The sequence below is a fragment of the Pseudomonas citri genome (genome assembly GCF_025336485.1).
GTDB lineage: Bacteria > Pseudomonadota > Gammaproteobacteria > Pseudomonadales > Pseudomonadaceae > Aquipseudomonas > Aquipseudomonas citri.
Genome location: NZ_JAODAB010000011.1, coordinates 59,089 through 80,341 on the forward strand (window position 1 = coordinate 59,089; position 21,253 = coordinate 80,341).

Genomic DNA, 21,253 nt, shown 5'->3' on the forward strand with positions numbered 1-21,253 from the left:
AGAGGGGGTGGTCAGTGCAACGTTGTTTTCAAGCAGGTAGCAGTACCGTGATGACCTTCTCCTCGGTGTAGGCCAGCGCGCCGCCAAACCCTCCTTCACGGCCAATCCCGCTGGCCTTGACGCCACCCCAGGGCAGGTTGGCATCCAGCGGGCTCCAGCAGTTGATGCCCACGGCACCGGCCTTCACAGCCGCAGCCACGCGGTGCGCTCGCACCAGGTCGCTCGTCCAGACCGTAGCCGCCAGGCCGTAATTGGAGTCGTTGGCCAATTCGATCGCCTCATCTTCGCTGTCGAATGTGATCACCGTGCCAACGGGGCCGAAAATTTCATGTTGGGCGATGTCCATGTCGTTGCGGGCGTTGGCGAAGATGGTCGGTTGGACAAACCAACCCTGCTCAGGCGTCGATACGCCGCCGGCCAGCAGAACGGCGCCCTGGTCGATGCCCAGTTGGATGTAGCGGTTGACGCGATCCTGTTGCGCCTTCTTGGCCACCGGTCCCATCTGGACATCGGGTTGCCGAGGGTCGCCGACCTTGATCGCTCGTGCCGCATCGGCAAGCGCCGTGGCGAAGCGATCGGCGATGCTGCGTTGGACCAGGATGCGCGAGCCAGCCGCGCAGATCTGTCCCTGGTTGGCGAACAAACCGAGCGAGCAGCCGAACAGCGCATCCTCGAACGAGGCATCGTCGAAGACAATCTGCGGGCTCTTGCCGCCCAGCTCCAGTGCCACGCGCTTGAACAGCACGCCGGCGGTGCGCTGGATTTCGCGTCCGGCTTCGGGGCTGCCGGTGAAGCTGATCTTGGCAACGTCCGGGTGTTCGCACAGGGCGCGACCCACCTCGTTGCCGTAGCCGGTGACCACGTTGATCACCCCATCGGGGAAACCGGCTTCCTGAGCCAGCATCGCCAGGTGCAGGGCCGACTGTGGCGTTTCCTCCGATGGCTTGACGACCACGGTGCAGCCCGCCGCCAGCAAAGCGGCGAGCTTCCAGACGGTGATCATCAGCGGCGAGTTCCATGGGACGATGGCCCCGACCACGCCCACCGGCTCCCGAACGGTATAGGAGAGGGTCTTGGTGCCGAAGTATCCGCCGGTGGGAATGGTCCGACCCTCGAGCTGATTGGCCCAGCCGGCGGCGGCGCGCAGGTTGGCGACCGCGTTGGGTATGTCCAGCCGGCGCGGTTCGATGGGCGAGCGACCGATGGCATTGGCGTCCAGATCGGCCAGCAGGTCGGTGTCGCGTTCTACCAGGTCGGCCAGTTTCGACAACAGTCGACCACGCTGGGCGCCATCGAGCAGGCTCCAGGCGCCGCGCTCGAGCTGGGCGAGTGCCGCGCCTACGGCACGGTCCACGTCCTTGGACGTGCCGCGTGCGCAACTGCCATAGGTCTGTTCTGTCACCGGGTCGACGAGGCTGATGCGTCGACCGTCGGAAGCCTCGAAGGACGCGCCTTCGATAAAGTGCTTCAGGTGCTGGGTCATTTTGCGCTCCGTGAGTGAAGTGGAAGGGGCGAGATAGACACTCTTCATTGTTCCAGAGAGGCCAGGGCGTCGCCGAAGATGTCCAGTGCCTTGAAGAACAGTGCGCGTGAAATCGTCAACGACGGCATGACACGCATCACGTTGCTGTAGCGCCCGCAAGGAATCATCAGCACGCCGTGGTTCAGCAGGTAACCCATGAGTTGGCCGATCCTGGCGGGTTCCAGTGGCGCTTTGGTGGTCCGGTCTGCAACCAGCTCGATACCGATCATCAGGCCACGGCCGCGCACTTCGCCGATGAGCGGACTGTCGAAGCCATGGATACGTTCCTGTGCCTCCAGCCCCAGCGTATGGGCACGGTTGAGCAGATCCAGTTCCGGGTCTTGCAGGATGCTGATGTTTGTCAACGCCACTGCCGCGGACAACGAGTTGGCGGCGAAGGTGTTGGGCACCGAGCCGTCGGGAATCGCAGCCGCCAGGTCCGCACGCATGATCAGCCCTGCCATGGGCAGGTCGCTGCCGATGCCCTTGCCGAAGGTGAGCATGTCGGGCTTCACGCCTGAGTGTTCCACCGCCCACATCTTGCCGGTGCGCCCCGCGCCGGACTGCACTTCATCAACGATCAGCAACGCGCCACTGCGGTCGCACGCTTTGCGCAACAACTGCAGGAACTCCGGCGAGGGCGGCACGTAGCCACCTTCGCCCTGTACCGGTTCCACAATCACTGCGGCCACGTCATCGGCGGCGGTGTAAGGGGTATTCAGCAGGTAATCGACGTATTCACCGGCGATCTGCTCGGCGCTTTTGTGGGTGGTATCGAAGGGAAAGCGATAAGCATAAGGGTAGGGGGCGTGGATGACGCCACCCATCTGGGCACCGTAACCCTTGCGGTACGCGGTGCCTGTGGTCAGCGCGCCGGAGGCGTTCCATACGCCGTGGTAGCCGCCGTGGAACGCGATGATCTGGTGCCTTCCGGTGATGCGCTTGGCGAACTTGATGGCCGCCTCCAGCGCATCGCTGCCGCTTTGCGTGAAGAAGGTGATGCAGTCACCGCGCAAGCCGTCGGGCGCGATCTCGGCGATCTTGGCGGCCAGCTCGGTACGTCGGGTGCTGTTGACTTCCAAGGCGTGCATCAGCACTTCGGACTGTTCGCGGATGGCCTGTACCACTTTCGGATGGCAACGACCTACGCTGCTGACACCTACGCCGGCGGACAGATCGATATAAGTGTTGTCATCCGGATCCTTGAAGGTTGCGCCGAAGGCCCGGTCCATCGCTACCGGCATGCGTCCACCGCCACGTGCCATCGACTCGGTAGACGCCGACAACGCCAGGGCCTCGGCGGTCCTGGGGCCGGGAATGCTGGAGATGATCCGTGGAGCATCCGCGAAGTGGAGGGATTCAAGTTTGGCTTCATTCATGATGGTGTTCTCAGGAGGTGGGTTTCACTGTCCCGATCATCCTCGTGGCCTGTCCCTGGCCGGTAGCCCGAATCGGCACACTGGACCGGTCACCTTGAACGCCTGTCCGGATTAGCTGAAAGATGGTTTAAAGAAATTTGCAGAATTCTCTTAATGTGAGAATATCGGTCGTTAAGACGATCTGAAAACAAGAATACTGGCAGAGGCGTTCGTCATCATGAAAAACTGGAACATCAGCCATTTTCGCGACATTCATGTCCACGCCGCCACCGTCCAGGAGTGGAGCCAGGACTACAGCCAGCTAACAGCCGGTTCGACCGAAAGCTCGCTCATACAATTGACGACAGCGCGTTGCCACGTATTCCGCGAGCAGATCAACCAGCGTGTGGTGCAGCATGGCGTGGCGCCCCGCGACAAGATGTGCTTTGCAATGCCCATCACGGTCCCCGGGGCGATCCGGATGCAAGGACGGGAGGTGGACGACAGCAGCCTGTTCTTTCTTCACGGTGGCGAAGAGTTCATGTTCCACATGCCAACGGGCATGGAACTGCTGGCCATTACGTTCGAACGTGAATTATTCGAGCAGGCGTTGGCGCAAACCGCGTCGGCCAAGGAAATCAGCCAGTTGTTGCGCCAGCCGGTGATCAGGGTTCCCGCGCAACGCTTTGCCGATGCTCGTCGTCGAATGCTGGCCGTGTTCTCCCAAGCCCTGGCGAATGAAGTGCCCGATCACGCGCAAGATTGGGAGCAGGCGTTGGAGCAGGCGATGCTCGGTGAGTTGTTGCAGCTCATGACCGACCCGGCATGCGACAAACATCAGCGCACGCCAAGCTCCACACGAAGTTTTATCGTCGAGAAATGCCATCGCCTGGTAACGACGGAAATGATCGACGTGCCCAGCGTGATCGAGTTGTGCCAGCGCCTCCAGGTCAGTCGGCGTACCGTGCAGAACAGTTTCCGCTCGGTGACCGAGACCACCCCGCTCAATTACCTGCGCTCCGTGAGGCTCAACGGTGTGCGCCGAACCCTGATGTCCACCCAGGCGTCGCATCTCTCGATTGGTGATGCTGCTGCACAATGGGGCTTCTATCACCTCAGCCATTTCGCGGCGGAATACCATGCGCTGTTCGCGGAGTTGCCGTCCCAAACTGCTCGCGCTGCCATCGGCCGTTGCGCTCATGCTTGAACATTTGCCCGCTGCCCTCGGTGGCGGACGGGCTTGATTCCACCAAGAGCTGGAAGAAATGAATAGCCTTCGCTGCCTGTTCATGGTCTTCGACCTGTCTCACCCGACCGATCGGTCTCTTTCACAGCGCGACCTCCCGGGTCGTGTTGGCGTATCTGTTGCCACGTCAGATCCGATACCTCTATGACGATCACGCGATCCTGTGCGGGTTATTGCACCTTGGATTGGAGGCGTCGATCAATCGACCCATGACCGTCGTCAGGCGCATTACCGATTTGGGATAGCGCAGCGTTCGCAGGCAGGCATAGGATCGAATCCAGCGTGCGACAAGAACAACAAGCTATTCGGTGACAGTGAGCGGTTGATTGCACCGATCCCACAGCGACTGCCTCATACAATAAGGTCAAGAACATGAGCGTACCGATCCAGATCAACAGCTCGACGGAGTTGAAGCGTGGCGCCTTGGGTGTCGGCTTTATCATTTTCTTCGTGGTTTCGGCGGCGAGCCCGCTAAGTGTCATTGCGGGTGGCTTCCCTATTGGCATCATGCTGGGGAATGGCGCGGGCACACCGGCGTTGCTACTGCTGGCGTTGCTGGTACTGCTGGCGTTCTCAGTGGGCTACACCACCATGTCCCGGCACGTCACCAATGCCGGTGGTTTCTATGCCTTCACCTCCCGGGGCCTGGGTGGCCTGGCTGGCGGCGCGGCGGGCGTGTTGGCGATGTTTGCCTACAACATCCTTCAGATCGGCCTCTATGGCATGTTTGGCGGCGTGGTCAGTGGCACCATGGCCGCCGTCTTCGGCTTGGAGTTGCCCTGGTGGTCCTATTCGTTGATGGCGATGGCCAGCATCGCGATCCTGGGGTATCGCAAGATCGATCTTTCGGCCCGCCTGCTCTCGATTGTGGTGATTGCCGAGTATCTGGCCATCCTGACCCTGGATTTCGCCATCCTCAAAACCGGCGGTGACAGCGGTATCAATCTCGATTCGTTCGACCGCAGTCATGTGTTGAGCGGCACTCCGTCAATCGGCTTGCTGTTCTGCTTCGCGGCGTTCATCGGTTTCGAGGCCACGACGATTTACGGCGAAGAGGCCAAGAACCCGCAGCGCACCATCCCCATCGCGACCTATTGCTCGGTATTGCTGATTGGTGGTTTCTACGCGCTGTCGGTCTGGTCGATGGTGGTGGGCGTCGGGGCGGATAAAATCGTGGCCACGCTTCAAGCCTTGCAGGACCCGACGACGTTTATCTATGGCATGTCCGACCACTTTGTCGGCCCGCACCTGACCCAGATTATCCGGGTGCTGTTCATGGTCAGTATCTATGCCGGGCTGTTGGCCTTTCATAACGCCGCGGCACGTTACTTCTACGCCATCGGGCGTGATGGTCTGTTGCCGCGCCAGTTGGGGACGACCCATCGCGTCCACCAGAGTCCTCACATGGGTTCGGCGTTGCAAAGCCTGATCTCGGCGGTGGTCGTGCTGATTTTCGCCGCCATGGATGCCGACCCGATCCTGCAGCTGTTCGCCTGGCTCTCCAACCTGGCCACGCTGTGCGTGATCTTGCTGATGGCGATTACGTCGGCTGCGGTATTCGTCTTCTTCCAGCGCCACCCCGAGCTCAATCTGGGGATTTGGCGTGGGCGGTTATTCCCCGGTTTTTCTTGCCTGGCCCTGTTGCTGGTGATGGTCCTCGCGGTGGTGCACTTCGATGTGTTGACGGGCGCTAGCATGGCCTTGTCCTACAGCCTCTGCGCCATTATTCCCGTAGCCCTGCTGGCCGGCGTGGTCTTGGCCGCCCGACTTCGCAAGACATCGCCGCAACGGTACCTGGCATTGGGTAGCCACAAGCTCTAAAGCATTCCCAGGCTTTCGTACAGAACCTAACGCCACCGCCTGCGTCTGTTATTCGTTCACGGCGGCCTGGTTCTGCATGTTTTCGGCAATGCGCCGGGTCGTCTCCACCACCATGTCGATGACCGTTTCCTGGCGCAGCAGCTTGAAGCTCTGGCTGCTGCCGACGGCGGACAGGCTGCCGACCACCTCGTCGAGGTCGGCCTGGATGATCGGTGCAGCGATACCGGTCAGGCCCAGGTTGAGTTCGTCGTGGGTCAGGCAATAGCCGTCCTTGCGGATTTTTTTCGCGGCCTTGGAGAAACCGGCCCAGTCATACGGGCTGTCCGGGTCGTTGGCCATGTGCTCGTCGAACAGGCGCTGCAGGCGCCGGCCCTTCTGGAAGGCGATCAGCACCTTGGATTGTGCGCCGCGAAAAAACGGCAGCGGCTGGCCGCGTCCAAAAGCGAAGCGGTAGGTATCACTCGGTTCGGCGATGTAGGTGTTGATGATGTGACCGTCATAAAAAACGCTGGCGAACACGGCGAGGCCCGTCTCGTCGGACAGCTCGTGCATCAACTCACGACCCGCCACGAGAATCGGATCGTACTGCCGCATCATCCAATCCAGTTCGATGATGCGCGGTCCCAGGCCGTAATGGCCGGCATCCACCCGGGTCAGCAAACCGGCATCACACAGATCCTTGACGTAGCGGTACACGGTTGCCCGCGACAGGCCCATGCGCTCGGCGATGGCGTCGGGGGCGATTTTCAGGGTTTTGGGGCCGAAGAGGTCGAGGACGCTCAGCATCTTGCTCAGGCTGCTCATTTTTCTCCTAGGAACAGGGATCGCAGATTGGGGGGGCGAAATAGGTACGCACTATAGGTAGGCGAAGCGGTGATGAAAAGTCGCCGCCTCGCAGTGCTTGAGAAATATAACCGTGAAAGCGGTTTTTTTGGCTATTAAATATGCATAAATCTCAAAATATGATTTTAATGATGAAAAAATGATTGTTTTGTTGTGTGTTGTATGTGATAAATCTCAAACACGACACGCGTTCGAGCATGAGGGCCCGACATGAATGGTGCACAACTGATAGTGAAGGCCGCGGTGGCAAGCGGTATCGAGTACTGCTTCGCCAACCCCGGGACGACAGAAATTCCCTTGGTGGCGGCCTTGGCTGATGCGCCAGCCCTGAAACCGGTGTTGTCCTTGTTCGAAGGCGTCTGTACCGGTGCGGCGGACGGCTATGGCCGAGTGGCCGGCAAACCGGCGATGACCCTGACGCACCTGGGGCCCGGCTTTGCCAACGGCATTGCCAACCTGCACAACGCCCGCCGTGCGAACACACCCATCGTCAACGTGATTGGCGACCACGCCTCATGGCACGTCAATTACGATCCGCCGCTGGCCAGTGACATCCAGGCCTTGGCCGGGACCGTCTCTGGCTGGGTGCGTACCTCGCGCACCGCAGCAGGGACAGGGGAAGACCTGCAGGAAGCCGTGCGAGCTGCCTGGCAGGCCAAAGGGCAAATTGCTAGCCTGATTCTGCCGATGGATTTGCAAGCCCATGCGGTGGCGCACAACGCTGACTTCGCAGCAGTGCAGGCGCCGGTCCGGCGTTTCGCCGGCGACCGGATCGAGACGGTGGCGCAGGCACTGCGCGATGGACAGCGCCTGGTGTTTATCGTGGGGGATCAAGGCCTGTCCGTTGCTGGTCTGGAAGCGGCGGGGCGCTTGTCTCGATTGCCCGGTGTGCGCTTGTTCGCCGAGACCTTTCCTCGGCTCAGCTACCGGGGCGGCGGTTTGCCGGACCTGGATCGCCTGCCGTATTTCCCGGAAGTGGCCATCGAAATCCTCGACCAATATGACGCAGTGGTTTGCGCCGGGGTGCCGGAGCCCATCAGCTATTTCGGCTACGAAGGCATCCCGTCGCGCCTGGCGGCACGTGAGCGTTTGCTGTTGTTGGCCGATGTAGGCGATGACGTTGCAGGCGCACTGACGGCCCTGGCCGACGCCCTCGATGCACCCGCTTACGTGCCAACGCCGACCGGTGTTGCCTTGCCACCGGGTCATGCCGAACTGACCCCTCAGTCAGTGGGGCAAGTATTGGCGGCTTCATTGCCAGACGACAGCATTGTCTCGGTGGAGGGCGGCATTTGCGGCTATCCATTCTTCACGGCCTCCGCCAATGCCGCACGGCACCGGGTACTGACCAACACCGGTGGCGCGATCGGCCAGGGAATTCCGGTGGGGTTCGGCGCCGCCCTGGCGGAACGGGGCAACCGCGTGTTCTGCCTGCAATCCGACGGCAGCGCCCAATACACCATCCAGACCCTGTGGAGCATCGCCCGCGAGCAGTTGCCCGTGGTGATCCTGATCGCTGCCAACCATCGCTACGCGATCCTGCAGAACGAGTTGCGCCGTTTTGGCGTGACCGAGTTCGGCCCGCAGGCCTTGAGCCTGACGGAACTCGATCGCCCACGTGTTGACTGGAAGGCGTTGGCCAAAGGGTACGGCGTCCCCGCCAGTACGGTGCACACCAATGCCGAACTGCAACGGGCCTTGGCCAATGCCATGGCCGAAAGAGGACCGTGCCTGATCGAGATGGCGCTGTGAAGGAGGGGGCTATGAGTCAGATCCAATTATTACCCGCGGTCCAGGCCCTGTTGTCCCAGCCCGGTCGTCTGTTCCTGGGCGGAACCTGGCAGGACGCGGCCAGCGGTCGCCGTTTTGTGGTGGAGAACCCGGCCACCGAATGCGCATTGACCGAGGTGGCCGAAGGCGACGCCCGTGATGTCGATACAGCAGTCGATGCCGCTCGTACGGCGTTCAACGGCGAATGGGCCCGACAGTCGCCAGCCCAGCGCGGATTGCTGTTGTTGCGCCTGGCTGAACTGCTTGACCAGCACCGCGAAGAGCTGGCGCAACTGATCACCCTGGAGAACGGCAAGCCAATCGCTAACGCCCGCGGTGAGGCGGCGAGCGCGGCGAATATCGTGCGTTACTTCGCGGGTTGGCCAACCAAGATCGAAGGCAGCACGCTGCCCGTCTCGCCGGCCAGTGGCGCGCCGATGCTCAATTACACCCTGCGCGAACCCGTGGGCGTCTGTGCGCTGATCGTGCCGTGGAATTTCCCGCTGACGATGTGCGTGTGGAAGCTGGGCCCAGCGCTGGCCACGGGCTGTGTCGCGGTGCTCAAGCCTGCCGAGCAAACGCCGTTGGTGGCGATTCGGTTGGTGCAACTGATCGAGGCCGCCGGTTTCCCTCCGGGTGTCGTCAACCTGATCACCGGCCTTGGGGCCGCAACCGGCGCGCCACTGGCCCAGCATCCCGGCGTGGACAAAATCGCCTTCACCGGTTCGACCCAGGTGGGGCGGCTGATCGCTCAAGGCGCCACGAGCAATATGAAAAAGGTCTCGCTGGAGTTGGGGGGCAAGTCGCCCAACATCATCTTGCCGGACGCCGACATCGTGCGGGCCGCCAAGGGTGCCGCCGATGGCATTTTCTATAACCAGGGCCAGGTCTGCACGGCGGGATCGCGTCTGTATGTGCACGCCAGTGTGCTCGATCAGGTCCTTGAAGAACTCCGGCGTCACGCGAACGCTCACGTCCTCGGCCCTGGCCTGGACCCGTCCAGCAGCATGGGGCCCCTGGTGTCGGCACGGCAATTGAGCACCGTCAGCGGCTACTTGCAGCGGGGCCTGGAGGAAGGCGCGGAACTGATTTGCGGTGGCGGCAGGCCTGCTCACCTGGAGCGCGGACATTTCATCGAGCCGAGTGTGTTTCTTGATCGCGCCGAACGCGCCTGTATTGCCCGGGAAGAAATCTTCGGTCCAGTCCTGACGGTCATGAGTTGGACTGACATCGACGAGTTGGTGTTGCGCGCCAATGACTCTCCCTACGGCCTGGCCGCCGGCCTCTGGACCCGCGACTTGCGCTCGGCCCACCGGGTGGCGGCGCAGCTCAAGGCCGGGTCAGTGTGGATCAACTGTTGGAACGTCGTCGACCCGGCTTCGCCGTTCGGTGGCTACAAGCAATCCGGCTGGGGCCGGGAAATGGGGAAAAACGTCATCGACGCCTACACCGAGACCAAGAGTGTGTTTGTCGATCTGGCCTGAGCTGAATAATCACAAGAGGAACTGCTATGGATCTGGAATTGCAAGGCCGCGTGGCAATCGTCACCGGTGGTGGCATGGGGATTGGCAAGGAAGTCGCCCGTTTTCTGTCCCAGGAAGGCTGCAAGGTAGTGATTTGTGCCCGTCGCATGGAATTTCTCCAGCAAGCGGCCGAAGAAATCACCGCGCAAACGGGGAACGAAGTGTTGCCGCTGTATTGCGACACCAACCAGATGTCCGCCGTGGCGGACATGGTGCAAGCCGCCTACAAGCACTTCGGCCGTATCGACATTCTGGTCAACGGTGCAGCGGCACCTTCCGGGGTGGTGCGCAACGACATCGAGCACGCCGGCGATGACGAGCTGTTGTCCGACCTCAATACCAAAGTGATCGGTTACTTCCGTTGCGCCAAGGCCGTGACCCCGCACATGAAGGCCGGCGGCTTCGGTCGCATCATCAATATCGGTGGTTTGACCGGGCGTGGCAGCAAGGTGCTTTCGGGCATGCGCAACCTGGCCATCGCCCATATGACCAAAACCCTTTCCGACCAATTGGGCCCGGCCGGCATCACCGTCAACCTGATTCACCCTGGCGTGGTGGACACCCCGCATATCCAGGAGCTGTACGAGCGTGAAGGGGTCAAGCAGGGTAAGACGCCGGGGCAGGTCGAGCAAGGCTACATCGACGCGACACCGATCCGCCGTACCTTGGCACCCATCGAAATGGGCTGGCTGATTGGTTTCCTGGCGTCTCCGAAGGCCGGTGCAGTGACGGGGGAGTCCATCGGTATCGACGGTGGCCTGACCCGTGGCATCTTCATTTGAGGAGCAACAGCGATGAGTAACGGAACCCTTTTGGTCGCCACCGTTGGCCAGGCCGTGATCCGCAGTGCCGATGCTGGCCGCACCTGGCATCGCCTCGGCCTGGGACAAGACCTGGAATTCGATGCGATCACCCGATCCCTGAGCTTGCACCCTGGTGCGCCAGAGGTGATTTATGCCGGTACGGACATTGGCCTGTGTGTCAGCCATGACACCGGTGGCCATTGGCAGCAGGTCGACTCGCCCTTCAACGGGCAGACCGTGTGGAAGGTGGCCGTCGACCCGCAGGATGCGCAACGGATTTTTGTCGGCACCGGTGCGCCGTCGCGTGCCGTGCTGTGGCGTACCCTCGACGGTGGCCAGACCTGGGACCGCGCACCCGTGGATATCCCGGAGTTCTGCGAAGGTGTCAGTCGGCCCCGTTTGCTGGCTTTCGCCTATGACCCGACCGACCGCGACCAGCTCTGGTTCGGCTTGGAAGAGGGCGGGTTGTTTCACTCGCGTGATGGCGGTGATACCTGGACGCGGGTCGATGATCGGTTGCTGTGGGACTACAACTCGGACGTCCATAACATCCTGGTGCTGCCCAACCATGGCGAAAAAGTCATCGTGGTGGTGTGTGTCAACGCGGTCTACCGTAGCCTGGATGAAGGCCGGACGTGGACAGGCATTGTGGCGCGCGAAACCTTCGGCCTCTATTACGTGCGCGCCATGAATGCACCGTTGGGCACGCAAAGCAGCCTGTACCTGAGCATTTCCGACGGCACCCCCGGCACCACCAGCAAAGTCCTGGTCTCCCATGACGCGGCGCTCAGTTGGGAAGTGCTACCGCTTCCCCAGCAACCCAATTCCTGCGTCTGGGCCATCGGTATCAACCCGGCCGACCCTCGGCAACTCCTGGCCGGTACCAAGTACGGCCACCTGTTCACATCCGAGAACGGCGGTGACGGTTGGCAGAAGCAGTGGCGTGAGTTCAGTGAAATCGCCGATGTGCTTTGGACCCCCGCTACGGCGCAGATCAAGGCCGGACACCAGTCCATCGTCAAAAAGAACTGAGGTATCGCGCGATGAAAGTCGAAGTCGTTCGTACGCACTTATCGCTATGGGTGCGTGATCCTGATGTGTCGGCGCGTTGGTACGCCGACATCCTGGGCATGCATGAAAGTGCCCGGGGCGATAGCTGGGTCATGATGGCGTTTGGTAGCAAACACCATGACATCGCGTTGATCCGAGCAGCGCCCGGCGCCCATCAGGGGGGCTTGGGGTTGCAGCACTACGGATTGGAAATCGCCGGCGATCTCACCACCCTGCGCCAGCTCTACGGCATGTTGCTCAACAAGGGGGTCGAGGTGGTGAAGATCACCGATCACGAAATCGGCAACGGTGTGTACTTCAACGACCCCGACGGCAATCGCATGGAGTTTTTCCTCGAGACCGAGCACGACGACGCGCGGGGTAAGGCGCGTTTCAAAGCGGCCGGCGCGCCGAGCCGGAATGTCGATCTCGACCCACTTTAAGAAGAGAAAATCTGATGAAAGCGCAAAATTTTTCCAGCTACCACATCCGCAAATGGTATAGCTTCACCGAAGAGACCTTGGCCAATGAAAGTGGACAACTGGCTGACGGGGAGCCGTTGTTCAAATACGCCGTCGCGGCAGTGATTCACAATCCCTACGCCGGTCGTTACAGCGAGAGCCTGGCCGAACTGGTGGAGCCGTCGCCACTGTTGGGCAACGAGTTCGGTCGCCGCATCCAGGCACTGGCCGGCGAGCGCAAGATCGTCAGCTATGGAAAGGCTTGCCTGGTGGGTAGCCAAGGCGAGTACGAGCATGGCAACGCGTTTCTCACCAACCCCGCGGCCGATCCGATCCGGGTTGCTTTAGGCGGGGGCAAATCCTGGGTGCCATCCACGGGCAAACGCGGGGGGCCAGGCGCTACGATCGATGTGCCACTGGCGCACAAAGATGCACTCTACGTACGTTCGCATTACGACAGCATCTCCCTGTCCTTCGGTGATGGTCCATCCCCCGATGAAGTCGTGATCATCTGGGCCTTCGCCACCCGCGGCCGATTGCATGCGCGGCTGGGAGGCTTGCAAGCCAAGGACATCAAGGGTAACGACGGCCTGGTCTGAGGCCTGTCAACTGCGGGGAAGCATGCCGATGACTGCACAAAGCTGTTACTTCACCACGCGTTCTTCATTGCGCCTGCATTATCAGCGTTGGGGGGACGAGCAAGGTATACCCGTGCTGCTCTTGCACGGGCTTCGGGCGTACGCTCAAACCTGGGAGTCATTGGTAAACGCATTGGGCGACGGCTATTGCTGCTATGCGCTGGATCAGCGTGGCCGGGGTTTGAGTGACTGGGCACCGAGCGCCAGCTATCGAACCGAGTCTTATGTCAGCGATCTCGAGGATCTGGTGGCACATCTGGGCTTGCGGCGCTTTGTGTTGGTCGGACATTCCCTGGGCGGCACCAACGCCCTGGAATATGCGCGGTTGAATCCTGGACGACTGCTGGCCTTGATCATCGAGGACATCGGTCCAGGATCGTCGGTCAGTGGCGAGGGTGCTGCGCGTATTCGCCGCGAAATGAGCCAGACGTCACTGCGCTTTCCAGATTGGGAAAGTGCCCGTGATTTCTGGCGACAATCGCGCCCCGGTTTGTCGGAGCAGGGCCTGGCCTCGCGGTTGGCTCACTCCATGAAGGAAACGGACGACGGTATCGTTTGGCGTCACGACCAGCAGGGTATCGCCGAGGCCCGCCTGAGCATAACGCCTACGGACCTGTGGCCCGCCGTGCGCGCCCTGGACTGCCCGACGTTGTTTATTCGCGGGGCTCGCTCGGATTTTCTTCCCGCGACGACGCTGGCGGCGATCAAGTCCGCCAACCCGTTGGTGCAGACGGCAGAGATCGCAGACGCCAGCCACTATGTCCATGACGACCAGGGCGAGCTGTTCAACCGTGTCGTGTTGCACTACCTCCAGGGGCTGCCTACACAACAACTACAAGAAATCGGTGAATGACGATGAAGCAGGAGAGAACCCAGGTTGTTATCGTGGGCGGTGGCCCCAACGGGATTACGGCGGCTCACTACATGGGCTTGTATGGTGTCGACTGCATCGTATTGGAACTCTCTGACGGTATCCTGCCGTATCCACGAGCGGTAGGTATGGACGATGAGGCCCTGCGTGTCCTGCAGGGGATCGGCATCGCCGAATTGGCCGTGCGCGACATGATCAGCAACGTGCCTTTGCGGTATTACAACGCGCGGGGCGTGTGTTTCGCCGAGGTCAAGCCAAGCACTGCGCACTACGGTTGGCCGATGCGCAACCTCTTCATGCAGCAACTGCTTGAAGGAACGTTGCGTGAGCAACTGGCGAAGCAGCCCGGCGTGACGTTGCGCCAGGGCCACGAAATGCTTGAGTTGGCGCAAGACGCCGAGGGTGTCACGTTGCAGGTTCGTGATGCCCGGGGAGAGGTTTACCAACTGCACGCCCAGTATGTGATCGGCGCGGATGGAGGTCGCTCCAATGTGCGCAAGCAACTGGGTATTGAGTTGCAGGGGCTGACCCATCCGCGTAAATGGGTGGTGGTGGACACGGCCAATGACAGCCTCGATGCGCCTTACACCGCCTTGCATGCCGACCCTCAACGGCCCTTTGTCTGCATCTATTTACCCTATCGGCAGCGACGCTGGGAGTTCATGTTGCTGGAGGGCGAAGACGAAACCAGGATGTGCGATGAGACCACTATCCGCGGCTTGATCCGTGGGCATATAGGGGACGTGGTCGACCAGCTGGAAATCATCCGGATTCGAGCCTACACCCACAACTCCAGGGTTGCGGCGCGTTTTGTCGAGGGTCGCGTGGCATTGGTCGGCGATGCCGCGCATATTTCCCCGCCCTGGGCCGGGCAGGGGCTCAACTCCGGCCTGCGCGATGTCGCCAACGTGGCCTGGAAGCTCGCGGCGATTATCCAGGGGCGTGCATCCGCCTCGATTCTGGCCACTTACGATCAGGAGCGTCGCGGGCATGCCACCGACCTGATCGCCTTGGCCGACAATATGGGCGCGGTACTGGGATTGACCAATCCGCTGATGGCCGGTGTCCGGGACTGGCTGTTCCAGGCCGTCAACAGCGTCGACAACCTGCGCTCCCATCTGCTTGAGTTCAAATTCAAACCCAAGGCGACAATCACCAAGGGCTTGGTGCATCACGAACGCGCGGAGCTGCACGAGGATGACCTGGTGGGGCAGTTGTTCATACAACCTTGTGTCGAAGATGCCCAAGGGCAGCGGCGGCGCCTCGACGATGTACTGGGACACTCTTATGCCATCCTCGGTTATCGGGTCAATCCGAGCGAACCGCTTAGCGAAGAAACGGCCGCCTATTGGGCGCGCTGGGACACGCGATTCATTCAAGTCAATCGTTCCCGAAGTGGTACGGGACGAGGGCAGCCACTGAGTGCCAACGGTGCTATCAGCGTCGAGGATGTGGATAACCGCCTGGGTGAATGGTTCTCCAGGGTGCGAGATTGCATCGTGGTGATCCGCCCCGACCGGTTCGTGGCGGCGATCACCACGCCGGAGCGGCTTGAGGGCGTATTGCGCAGGCTGGCGGAGCAACTGTCATGACGGCACGGGAACAGCTCTTGAACCAGCTTCACCACGCCACGCAGTCTGCCAGGGCCTTACCGCCACTGGCAGCGCAGGCCCTCGACCTGACCTGCGGTTACGGTGTCCAGCGCCAGGGATTGCTTCAGCGCCAGGCCCGCGGAGAACAGCTGACCGGATGGAAGGTCGCCTTCGCCGGCAGCGCCGCGCAGCGTCGGTTTGGCATCAGTGAACCGGTGCTAGGTGGCCTGACAGACGCAATGCTTGTCCAGCCGGACAGCTCGGTGGCGCTTGGGCAGTTGATCCAGCCCAAGCTGGAGGTTGAACTGGCGTTTGTCCTGGGGCAAACGCTGACACCGGGGGATCACTCCGATGAGACGATCCTGGCGGCCGTCTCCGAGGTCGCTCCCGCGTTCGAGATCGCTGACTGTCGGTGGCAGCAATGGAGTTTCGGCGTCGGTGCTTTTCTGGCGGATAACGCGGCGGCGGGGCGCTACTGCATTGGTCCGCGCAGCCGTTTTGATCCTGTGCGCCACGCCGAGGTGGCTTATCGCCTGGAATGCGACGGTGTGGTCGTAGGCGCGGGCAACACTCTAGCGCGGGAAGACACGCCTTCGGTCAACCTGTGTTGGCTGGTACGACGGTTGCTGGCTGACGGCCATGGCGTTGAAGCGGGCCAGGTCGTGCTGTCCGGAGCGTTGTTACCGCCCATGGATCTGCGGGCCGGCGAGTACCGCCTGGATATGCTTGGCACGGAGTTGGTATTGGTATTCGAGGCAGGCACCGACACCGTTTGAGCCCGCGTCGTGTCTGGAAAGTACAATTTTGGCTCTGGAAGGTGCATTTTTCGGCGGACTCCCTCTCTGCATAATTGTCCTGTAGCCATTGCCGTTCCTGAATACCAGGAGGCAAATGGGCATTTGATAATAAAAAGGGCCTCGTCCATGAAAAAGCCAAATCCGCTGCTCGAAGACCTCAAGCCCCTCCTGCCGGTCATTGCCGGCAATGCCTTCCGCGCGGAACAAGACCGTAGCGTGCCAGCCGAGAACATCGCCTTGCTCAAAAGCATCGGCATGCACCGGGCCTTCCAACCGAAGAAGTACGGTGGCCTGGAGATATCCCTGCCACAGTTCACCGATTGCATCGCGCTGCTGGCGGGTGCTTGCGCGAGCACAGCCTGGGCCATGAGCCTGTTGTGCACCCACAGCCATCAACTGGCGATGTTTCCGGCCAGGGCTCAGCAAGACGTTTGGGGAAGCGACCCAGACGCCACCGCCAGCAGCAGTATTGCGCCGTTTGGCCGCACAGAAGAAACCAAAGGCGGCGTGATGTTCAGCGGCGAAATGGGCTGGAGCAGCGGCTGCGACCATGCCGAATGGGCGATCATGGGCTTTCGCCGCAAAAATGCCGAAGGGACCCAGGACTATTGCTTCGCGGTGCTGCCGCGCAGCGACTATTCGATCCGCGATGACTGGTACGCGGTCGGTATGCGCGGCAGCGGCAGTAAGACATTGATCGTCGAGCATGTTTTCGTGCCGGAACACCGTATCCAGAAAGCCAAGGACATGATGGAGGGCAAGTCCGGCGGGTTCGGCCTGTACCCCGACAGCAAGATTTTCTACACCCCGTATCGCCCGTATTTCGCCAGCGGTTTTGCCACCGTGAGCCTGGGTGTGGCCGAGCGCATGCTGGAGGTCTTTCGCGAGAAAACCCGCAACCGGGTGCGGGCCTACACGGGCGCGGCGGTAGGTGCCGCGACCCCAGCCTTGATGCGCCTGGCCGAGTCCACCCACCAGGTGGCGGCGGCCCGGGCCTTCCTGGAGAAAACCTGGCGGGAGCACGCCGAGCATGGCGAGCGTCACGAATACCCCAGCCGCGAAACCCTGGCGTTCTGGCGGACCAACCAGGCCTATGCCACCAAGATGTGCATCCAGGCGGTGGATCGCCTGATGGAAGCGGCAGGTGGCGGCGCCTGGTTCGAGAACAACGAACTGCAACGGCTGTTCCGTGATGCGCACCTGACCGGCGCCCATGCCTACACGGACTACGACGTCTGTGCGCAGATCCTCGGTCGCGAGCTGATGGGACTCGAGCCTGATCCCACCATGGTTTGAGCATCGAACCCTAGAACAATAATCGAGGCCGTCGCCTGAGGCGGCCGGGAGTCTTGCATGTCCAGTATTTGCGCTACCGCTTTCGACACCCGCGCATTCCGCCGGGCCCTGGGCAACTTTGCCACCGGTGTGACCGTGGTCACCGCCGCCACTGAAGATGGCCGCAAGGTCGGTGTGACGGCCAACAGTTTCAACTCGGTGTCCCTGGACCCGCCGTTGATCCTCTGGAGCATCGACAAGCGCTCCAGCAGTCACGGGGTGTTCGAGGCTGCCAGTCATTTTGCCGTGAACATCCTGGCGGCCGACCAGATCGACCTGTCGAACAATTTCGCCCGTCCCAGGGAAGATCGGTTCGCCGAAATCGAATACCAGGCCGGCGAAGGCGGTGCCCCGGTGTTCGCCGACTGTTCGGCACGTTTTCACTGTGAAAAATACCAACAGGTTGACGGCGGTGATCACTGGATCATGATCGGCAAGGTCGTGGCGTTCGATGACTTCGGACGTTCGCCGTTGCTCTATCACCAGGGCGCCTACTCGATGGTCTTGCCTCATACCCGCATGACCAGACGAGAAGAGGGCCAGGCGCCCAGCAGTCACTTCCAGGGTCGCTTGAACCATAACCTGTATTACCTGATGACCCAGGCATTGCGGGCGTACCAGGCCAGTTACCAACCTCGGCAATTGTCTACCGGGCTGCGCACCAGCGAAGCGCGGATGCTAATGGTGCTGGAGAACGACGCCGGCCTGAACCTGGTGGACCTGCAACGGGAAGTGGCAATGCCGATACGCGAGATCGAAGAAGCCGTGGCCAATCTCAAGCGCAAGGGCCTGGTCACCGATGAAGGTGAACGGGTACGCCTGACCGTCAAGGGCATCGATGAGACCGAGGGGCTCTGGGCTATAGCCAGCGAACAGCAGGACAAGGTGTTCGGTCAGTTCGGCGAAGCGCAGGTCGAGCATTTCAAGACCGTGCTCAAGGGGGTCATCAGAGGCGCTTGAACGTGTAATCCCCTCGCCACAGGCAACTGCGCATCGAAGATGGTAAGATTTAGTTAACTCATTAACTAAATCTTCCTCGCGAACGCATCCATGCTCAAACCCCGCCCATCTTTGACATTGACCCTGCTACAGGCCCGTGAAGCGGCCATGGGTTTTTTCCGGCCTTCCCTCAATCAGCACGGCTTGACCGAACAGCAATGGCGGGTCATTCGTATTCTCAGCCAGCACGACGAGTTGGAGATCAATCGCCTGGCCGAGCTGGCCTGCATCCTCAAACCCAGCATGACCGGCGTCCTGGTGCGCATGGAAGCAGCGGGTATGGTGGTGCGGCGCAAGGCCGAACAGGATCAGCGACGGGTATTGGTCCGGTTGGCGACCCAGGGGCAGGCATGCTTCGATTCGATGAGCCAGAGCATGGAAGAGAACTATCGGCGGTTGCAGGAGAAGCTGGGTGAGGAAAAGCTGCGGACGTTGTTGGGGTTGCTGAATGAACTGAAGGCGATCAGGCGCTGATGCCTGCGGTTTTTGTAGCGGGAGAAAAAAGGCTGTGGGAGCAGGCTTGCTCCCACAGAGCCGTTCGACAGAATCAGTAGACCCCGCCAGTTGCTGGCTTTGGCGCATCCTTGAACGTCGCCACCAGGGTTTGCAGGCCGCGCATCAACACGGTCGTGTCCACACCCACAGCAACAAATGCCGCACCCAACTCGATGTACCGCCGAGCCAGTTTTTCATCGGCGCTGAGAATCCCGGCCGCCTTGCCGGCCTGGCGGATGCGAGCGATGGCGTCTTCGATGGCCGCTTGCACGTCCGGATGACCGGGGTTGCCACGAAAACCCATCGACGCGCTCAGGTCCGCCGGGCCGATAAACACGCCATCGACGCCTTCAACAGCCGCAATGGCATCCAGGTTCGCCAAGCCTTCGCGGTTCTCGATCTGCACCAACAGGCACATTTGCTCATCGGCCTGGTCGAGGTAGCCGGGGACGCTGTTCCAGCGTGACGCCCGGGCCAACGCGCTGCCGACGCCGCGTACCCCGTGGGGTGGGTAGTGCATGGCGCGCACCAGTTCGCGGGCCTGTCCGGCGCTTTCCACCATCGGCACCAGCAGGGTTTGCACGCCGATATCGAGCACTTGCTTGATCAGCGCTGTGTCGCCGATCACCGGGCGTATCACCGGCTGGCTGGGGTAGGGCGCCACGGCCTGGAGCTGGCCGAGCAGGGTGCGCAAGTCGTTGGGCGCGTGTTCGCCGTCGATCAGCAGCCAGTCGAAGCCGGCGTTGGCGGCCAGTTCGGCGCAGTAGGCATCGGCCAATCCCAGCCACAGGCCGATCTGCGTTTCGCCACTGCGCAGGCGTTGCTTGAAGGTATTGAGGGGCATGTCCATGAAGCGCTCTCCGATCAGACAAAACGGCAGGCGATGGAACCGAGCATGTCGTAGTCGACATGGAAGGTATCGCCCGGCCTGGCCGCCACGGGGCGGGTGAAGGAACCGCCGAGGATGACCTGCCCCGGTTGCAGGGTGATATCGTAGGCCGCCAATTTGTTCGCCAGCCAGGCCACGCCTTTGGCCGGGTGATTGAGCACGGCCGCCGAGACCCCGGATTCTTCGATCACGCCGTTGCGGTAGAGCACCGCCGGCACTTTGCGCAGGTCGATCTCGGTCGGGCGCACGGCGCGACCGCCCATGACCACGCCAGCGTTGGCGGCGTTGTCGGAAATGGTGTCGAACACCTTGCGGGTCGCCTGGGTCTGCGGGTCGACCTGCTGGATGCGTGCATCGATGATTTCCAGTGCCGGGATCACCCATTCGGTAGCGTCGAGCACGTCGAACACCGTCACGTTCGGGCCTTTCAATGGCTTGCCAAGAATGAACGCCAGTTCCACTTCCACCCGCGGCACGATGAACCGTTCAAAGGGGATGTCGGTGCCTTCGTCAAAGAACATGTCATCGAGCAGCGCGCCGTAGTCCGGTTCGGTGATGTTCGACGACACCTGCATGGCCCGGGAGGTCAGGCCGATCTTGTGGCCGACCAGCTTGCGTCCATCCTGGATTTTTTGCGCCACCCAGGCGCGCTGGATGGCGTAGGCGTCATCGAGAGTGATGTCCGGGTGATCAAGGGAAAACTGCCGCACCTGTTCCCGCGAGCGCTCGGCGTGGTCGAGACGGGCGGCGGCTTGCTGGATGAAGTTCTGGTCGAGCATGGCTGGGGGGCTCTTGTTGAAAGTTGACGTGGGCGGCTTTGGGGGGCGGCTTAACCCGCCTGCGCCTTGAGAAAGGCATGCACGTTGTTCTGCTTGAAATTGAGCTGTTCATGCAGCTCGATCATCTCGAACGACAACGCCAACAGGCGCTGGGCCTGGAGGTCGGCGAAGTGCTCGGTGATCACCCCGAAGAGTTGTTCCGCGACTTTCTGCCGGGTCGCCAGGTCGCGCCCGTGGCCGACTTTCAGCGTCATATGGACGAAGGCGTAATCGTGCTTGCCGTCGGCCATGCGCCAGCTGTCCAGGCGTACGCCACGGCTGCGGATGCCGCCCAGGGGAAACACGCCGCTGTCGCCCAGCAGGGTATGGACCTTTTCAAACAGGCCGGGCAGGTCGGCCTGCTGTTCGAGGTTGTCGGTGTATTCAGCGATGAAGTGGGGCATCGAGGCCTCCTTTGTCGG

20 protein-coding genes are annotated in these 21,253 nt (G+C 61.4%); 14 read left to right on the forward strand and 6 right to left on the reverse strand.

Annotated elements, in window-relative coordinates:
- Nucleotides 1-28: 28 nt before the first annotated feature.
- Together N4Q37_RS14275 and N4Q37_RS14280 are read right to left on the reverse strand one after the other, a co-directional pair.
- Nucleotides 29-1,483 carry an aldehyde dehydrogenase family protein gene (locus N4Q37_RS14275; protein WP_260958648.1) on the reverse strand — a complete coding sequence of 485 codons (1,455 nt, stop codon included), beginning with the start codon at nucleotides 1,481-1,483 and terminating at the stop codon, nucleotides 29-31.
- A gap of 44 nt (nucleotides 1,484-1,527) precedes the next feature.
- Nucleotides 1,528-2,901, reverse strand: coding sequence for an aspartate aminotransferase family protein (locus tag N4Q37_RS14280; protein ID WP_260958649.1), 1,374 nt, complete (start codon nucleotides 2,899-2,901; stop codon nucleotides 1,528-1,530).
- A 217-nt stretch (nucleotides 2,902-3,118) separates the two neighbouring features.
- On the opposite strand from N4Q37_RS14280, the gene N4Q37_RS14285 reads away from it, so the two are divergent.
- Entirely contained in the window at nucleotides 3,119-4,087 is a 969-nt protein-coding gene (locus N4Q37_RS14285) for a helix-turn-helix domain-containing protein (RefSeq protein ID WP_260958650.1), read from the forward strand.
- A gap of 411 nt (nucleotides 4,088-4,498) precedes the next feature.
- Nucleotides 4,499-5,947, forward strand: a complete 1,449-nt coding sequence (locus tag N4Q37_RS14290; protein ID WP_260958651.1) for an APC family permease — start codon at nucleotides 4,499-4,501, stop codon at nucleotides 5,945-5,947.
- Nucleotides 5,948-5,995: 48 nt separating this feature from the next.
- Here the strand turns inward: N4Q37_RS14290 and N4Q37_RS14295 are convergent, their stop codons facing one another.
- Nucleotides 5,996-6,751, reverse strand: a complete 756-nt coding sequence (locus N4Q37_RS14295; protein WP_260958652.1) for an IclR family transcriptional regulator — start codon at nucleotides 6,749-6,751, stop codon at nucleotides 5,996-5,998.
- A gap of 249 nt (nucleotides 6,752-7,000) precedes the next feature.
- Between N4Q37_RS14295 and N4Q37_RS14300 the strand changes: the two genes are divergently transcribed.
- The 12 genes from N4Q37_RS14300 to hpaR all read left to right on the forward strand — a co-directional run bounded on the left by N4Q37_RS14300 (nucleotide 7,001) and on the right by hpaR (nucleotide 19,103).
- Nucleotides 7,001-8,542: an acetolactate synthase large subunit gene (locus tag N4Q37_RS14300; RefSeq protein WP_260958653.1), complete on the forward strand. Its 1,542-nt coding sequence runs from the start codon at nucleotides 7,001-7,003 to the stop codon at nucleotides 8,540-8,542.
- An 11-nt stretch (nucleotides 8,543-8,553) separates the two neighbouring features.
- Nucleotides 8,554-10,044, forward strand: a complete 1,491-nt coding sequence (locus tag N4Q37_RS14305) for an aldehyde dehydrogenase family protein (protein ID WP_260958654.1) — start codon at nucleotides 8,554-8,556, stop codon at nucleotides 10,042-10,044.
- 26 nt (nucleotides 10,045-10,070) lie between these two features.
- The gene (locus N4Q37_RS14310; RefSeq protein ID WP_260958655.1) at nucleotides 10,071-10,865 is read left to right on the forward strand and encodes an SDR family NAD(P)-dependent oxidoreductase; all 795 of its coding nucleotides are present in this window, start codon (nucleotides 10,071-10,073) and stop codon (nucleotides 10,863-10,865) included.
- Nucleotides 10,866-10,877: 12 nt separating this feature from the next.
- On the forward strand, nucleotides 10,878-11,918 hold the full coding sequence (locus tag N4Q37_RS14315) for a VPS10 domain-containing protein (protein ID WP_260958656.1): 1,041 nt from the start codon (nucleotides 10,878-10,880) through the stop codon (nucleotides 11,916-11,918).
- Between the two features lie 11 nt (nucleotides 11,919-11,929).
- Entirely contained in the window at nucleotides 11,930-12,379 is a 450-nt protein-coding gene (locus N4Q37_RS14320; RefSeq protein WP_260958657.1) for a VOC family protein, read from the forward strand.
- A 14-nt stretch (nucleotides 12,380-12,393) separates the two neighbouring features.
- Complete coding sequence (locus N4Q37_RS14325; protein WP_260958658.1) at nucleotides 12,394-12,996, forward strand: amino acid synthesis family protein; 603 nt, start codon at nucleotides 12,394-12,396, stop codon at nucleotides 12,994-12,996.
- A gap of 28 nt (nucleotides 12,997-13,024) precedes the next feature.
- Nucleotides 13,025-13,888 (forward strand): alpha/beta fold hydrolase, encoded by an 864-nt coding sequence (locus tag N4Q37_RS14330; RefSeq protein ID WP_260958659.1) that lies wholly within the window; start codon nucleotides 13,025-13,027, stop codon nucleotides 13,886-13,888.
- A 2-nt stretch (nucleotides 13,889-13,890) separates the two neighbouring features.
- A complete protein-coding gene (locus N4Q37_RS14335) occupies nucleotides 13,891-15,498 on the forward strand; it encodes a bifunctional 3-(3-hydroxy-phenyl)propionate/3-hydroxycinnamic acid hydroxylase (RefSeq protein ID WP_260958660.1) in 1,608 nt (535 codons plus the stop codon).
- Nucleotides 15,495-16,274: a 2-keto-4-pentenoate hydratase gene (locus N4Q37_RS14340; protein ID WP_260958661.1), complete on the forward strand. Its 780-nt coding sequence runs from the start codon at nucleotides 15,495-15,497 to the stop codon at nucleotides 16,272-16,274. Before N4Q37_RS14335 ends, N4Q37_RS14340 begins: the two co-directional genes overlap by 4 nt.
- Before the next feature lie 147 nt (nucleotides 16,275-16,421).
- A complete protein-coding gene (locus N4Q37_RS14345) occupies nucleotides 16,422-17,591 on the forward strand; it encodes a p-hydroxyphenylacetate 3-hydroxylase oxygenase component (protein ID WP_260958662.1) in 1,170 nt (389 codons plus the stop codon).
- Between the two features lie 57 nt (nucleotides 17,592-17,648).
- Nucleotides 17,649-18,590 carry a p-hydroxyphenylacetate 3-hydroxylase reductase component gene (locus N4Q37_RS14350; protein ID WP_260958663.1) on the forward strand — a complete coding sequence of 314 codons (942 nt, stop codon included), beginning with the start codon at nucleotides 17,649-17,651 and terminating at the stop codon, nucleotides 18,588-18,590.
- Nucleotides 18,591-18,680: 90 nt separating this feature from the next.
- Entirely contained in the window at nucleotides 18,681-19,103 is a 423-nt protein-coding gene (gene hpaR / locus N4Q37_RS14355; protein WP_260958664.1) for a homoprotocatechuate degradation operon regulator HpaR, read from the forward strand.
- Between the two features lie 73 nt (nucleotides 19,104-19,176).
- On the opposite strand, the gene hpaI is transcribed toward hpaR, so the two are convergent.
- Genes hpaI through N4Q37_RS14370 form a run of 3 tightly spaced genes read right to left on the reverse strand, consistent with a single transcriptional unit; the run spans nucleotide 19,177 to nucleotide 21,235 of the window.
- Nucleotides 19,177-19,974, reverse strand: a complete 798-nt coding sequence (gene hpaI, locus N4Q37_RS14360; protein WP_260958665.1) for a 4-hydroxy-2-oxoheptanedioate aldolase — start codon at nucleotides 19,972-19,974, stop codon at nucleotides 19,177-19,179.
- A gap of 14 nt (nucleotides 19,975-19,988) precedes the next feature.
- Nucleotides 19,989-20,792 (reverse strand): 2-oxo-hept-4-ene-1,7-dioate hydratase, encoded by an 804-nt coding sequence (gene hpaH, locus N4Q37_RS14365; RefSeq protein ID WP_260958666.1) that lies wholly within the window; start codon nucleotides 20,790-20,792, stop codon nucleotides 19,989-19,991.
- A 50-nt stretch (nucleotides 20,793-20,842) separates the two neighbouring features.
- A complete protein-coding gene (locus N4Q37_RS14370) occupies nucleotides 20,843-21,235 on the reverse strand; it encodes a 5-carboxymethyl-2-hydroxymuconate Delta-isomerase (protein ID WP_260958667.1) in 393 nt (130 codons plus the stop codon).
- Between the last annotated feature and the right edge of the window lie 18 nt (nucleotides 21,236-21,253).

Excerpts from the sequence above, each read along its gene's own strand:
- hpaI (WP_260958665.1), bottom strand. The coding sequence starts at position 19,974 with ATGGACATGCCCCTCAATACCTTCAAGCAACGCCTGCGCAGTGGCGAA.
- N4Q37_RS14350 (WP_260958663.1), top strand. The coding sequence starts at position 17,649 with ATGTCCAGTATTTGCGCTACCGCTTTCGACACCCGCGCATTCCGCCGG.
- hpaR (WP_260958664.1), top strand. The coding sequence starts at position 18,681 with ATGCTCAAACCCCGCCCATCTTTGACATTGACCCTGCTACAGGCCCGT.
- N4Q37_RS14300 (WP_260958653.1), top strand. The coding sequence starts at position 7,001 with ATGAATGGTGCACAACTGATAGTGAAGGCCGCGGTGGCAAGCGGTATC.
- N4Q37_RS14280 (WP_260958649.1), bottom strand. The coding sequence starts at position 2,901 with ATGAATGAAGCCAAACTTGAATCCCTCCACTTCGCGGATGCTCCACGG.
- N4Q37_RS14290 (WP_260958651.1), top strand. The coding sequence starts at position 4,499 with ATGAGCGTACCGATCCAGATCAACAGCTCGACGGAGTTGAAGCGTGGC.
- N4Q37_RS14345 (WP_260958662.1), top strand. The coding sequence starts at position 16,422 with ATGAAAAAGCCAAATCCGCTGCTCGAAGACCTCAAGCCCCTCCTGCCG.
- N4Q37_RS14335 (WP_260958660.1), top strand. The coding sequence starts at position 13,891 with ATGAAGCAGGAGAGAACCCAGGTTGTTATCGTGGGCGGTGGCCCCAAC.
- N4Q37_RS14330 (WP_260958659.1), top strand. The coding sequence starts at position 13,025 with ATGACTGCACAAAGCTGTTACTTCACCACGCGTTCTTCATTGCGCCTG.
- N4Q37_RS14325 (WP_260958658.1), top strand. The coding sequence starts at position 12,394 with ATGAAAGCGCAAAATTTTTCCAGCTACCACATCCGCAAATGGTATAGC.
- N4Q37_RS14320 (WP_260958657.1), top strand. The coding sequence starts at position 11,930 with ATGAAAGTCGAAGTCGTTCGTACGCACTTATCGCTATGGGTGCGTGAT.
- N4Q37_RS14310 (WP_260958655.1), top strand. The coding sequence starts at position 10,071 with ATGGATCTGGAATTGCAAGGCCGCGTGGCAATCGTCACCGGTGGTGGC.
- N4Q37_RS14370 (WP_260958667.1), bottom strand. The coding sequence starts at position 21,235 with ATGCCCCACTTCATCGCTGAATACACCGACAACCTCGAACAGCAGGCC.
- N4Q37_RS14275 (WP_260958648.1), bottom strand. The coding sequence starts at position 1,483 with ATGACCCAGCACCTGAAGCACTTTATCGAAGGCGCGTCCTTCGAGGCT.
- N4Q37_RS14340 (WP_260958661.1), top strand. The coding sequence starts at position 15,495 with ATGACGGCACGGGAACAGCTCTTGAACCAGCTTCACCACGCCACGCAG.
- N4Q37_RS14315 (WP_260958656.1), top strand. The coding sequence starts at position 10,878 with ATGAGTAACGGAACCCTTTTGGTCGCCACCGTTGGCCAGGCCGTGATC.
- N4Q37_RS14285 (WP_260958650.1), top strand. The coding sequence starts at position 3,119 with ATGAAAAACTGGAACATCAGCCATTTTCGCGACATTCATGTCCACGCC.
- hpaH (WP_260958666.1), bottom strand. The coding sequence starts at position 20,792 with ATGCTCGACCAGAACTTCATCCAGCAAGCCGCCGCCCGTCTCGACCAC.
- N4Q37_RS14295 (WP_260958652.1), bottom strand. The coding sequence starts at position 6,751 with ATGAGCAGCCTGAGCAAGATGCTGAGCGTCCTCGACCTCTTCGGCCCC.
- N4Q37_RS14305 (WP_260958654.1), top strand. The coding sequence starts at position 8,554 with ATGAGTCAGATCCAATTATTACCCGCGGTCCAGGCCCTGTTGTCCCAG.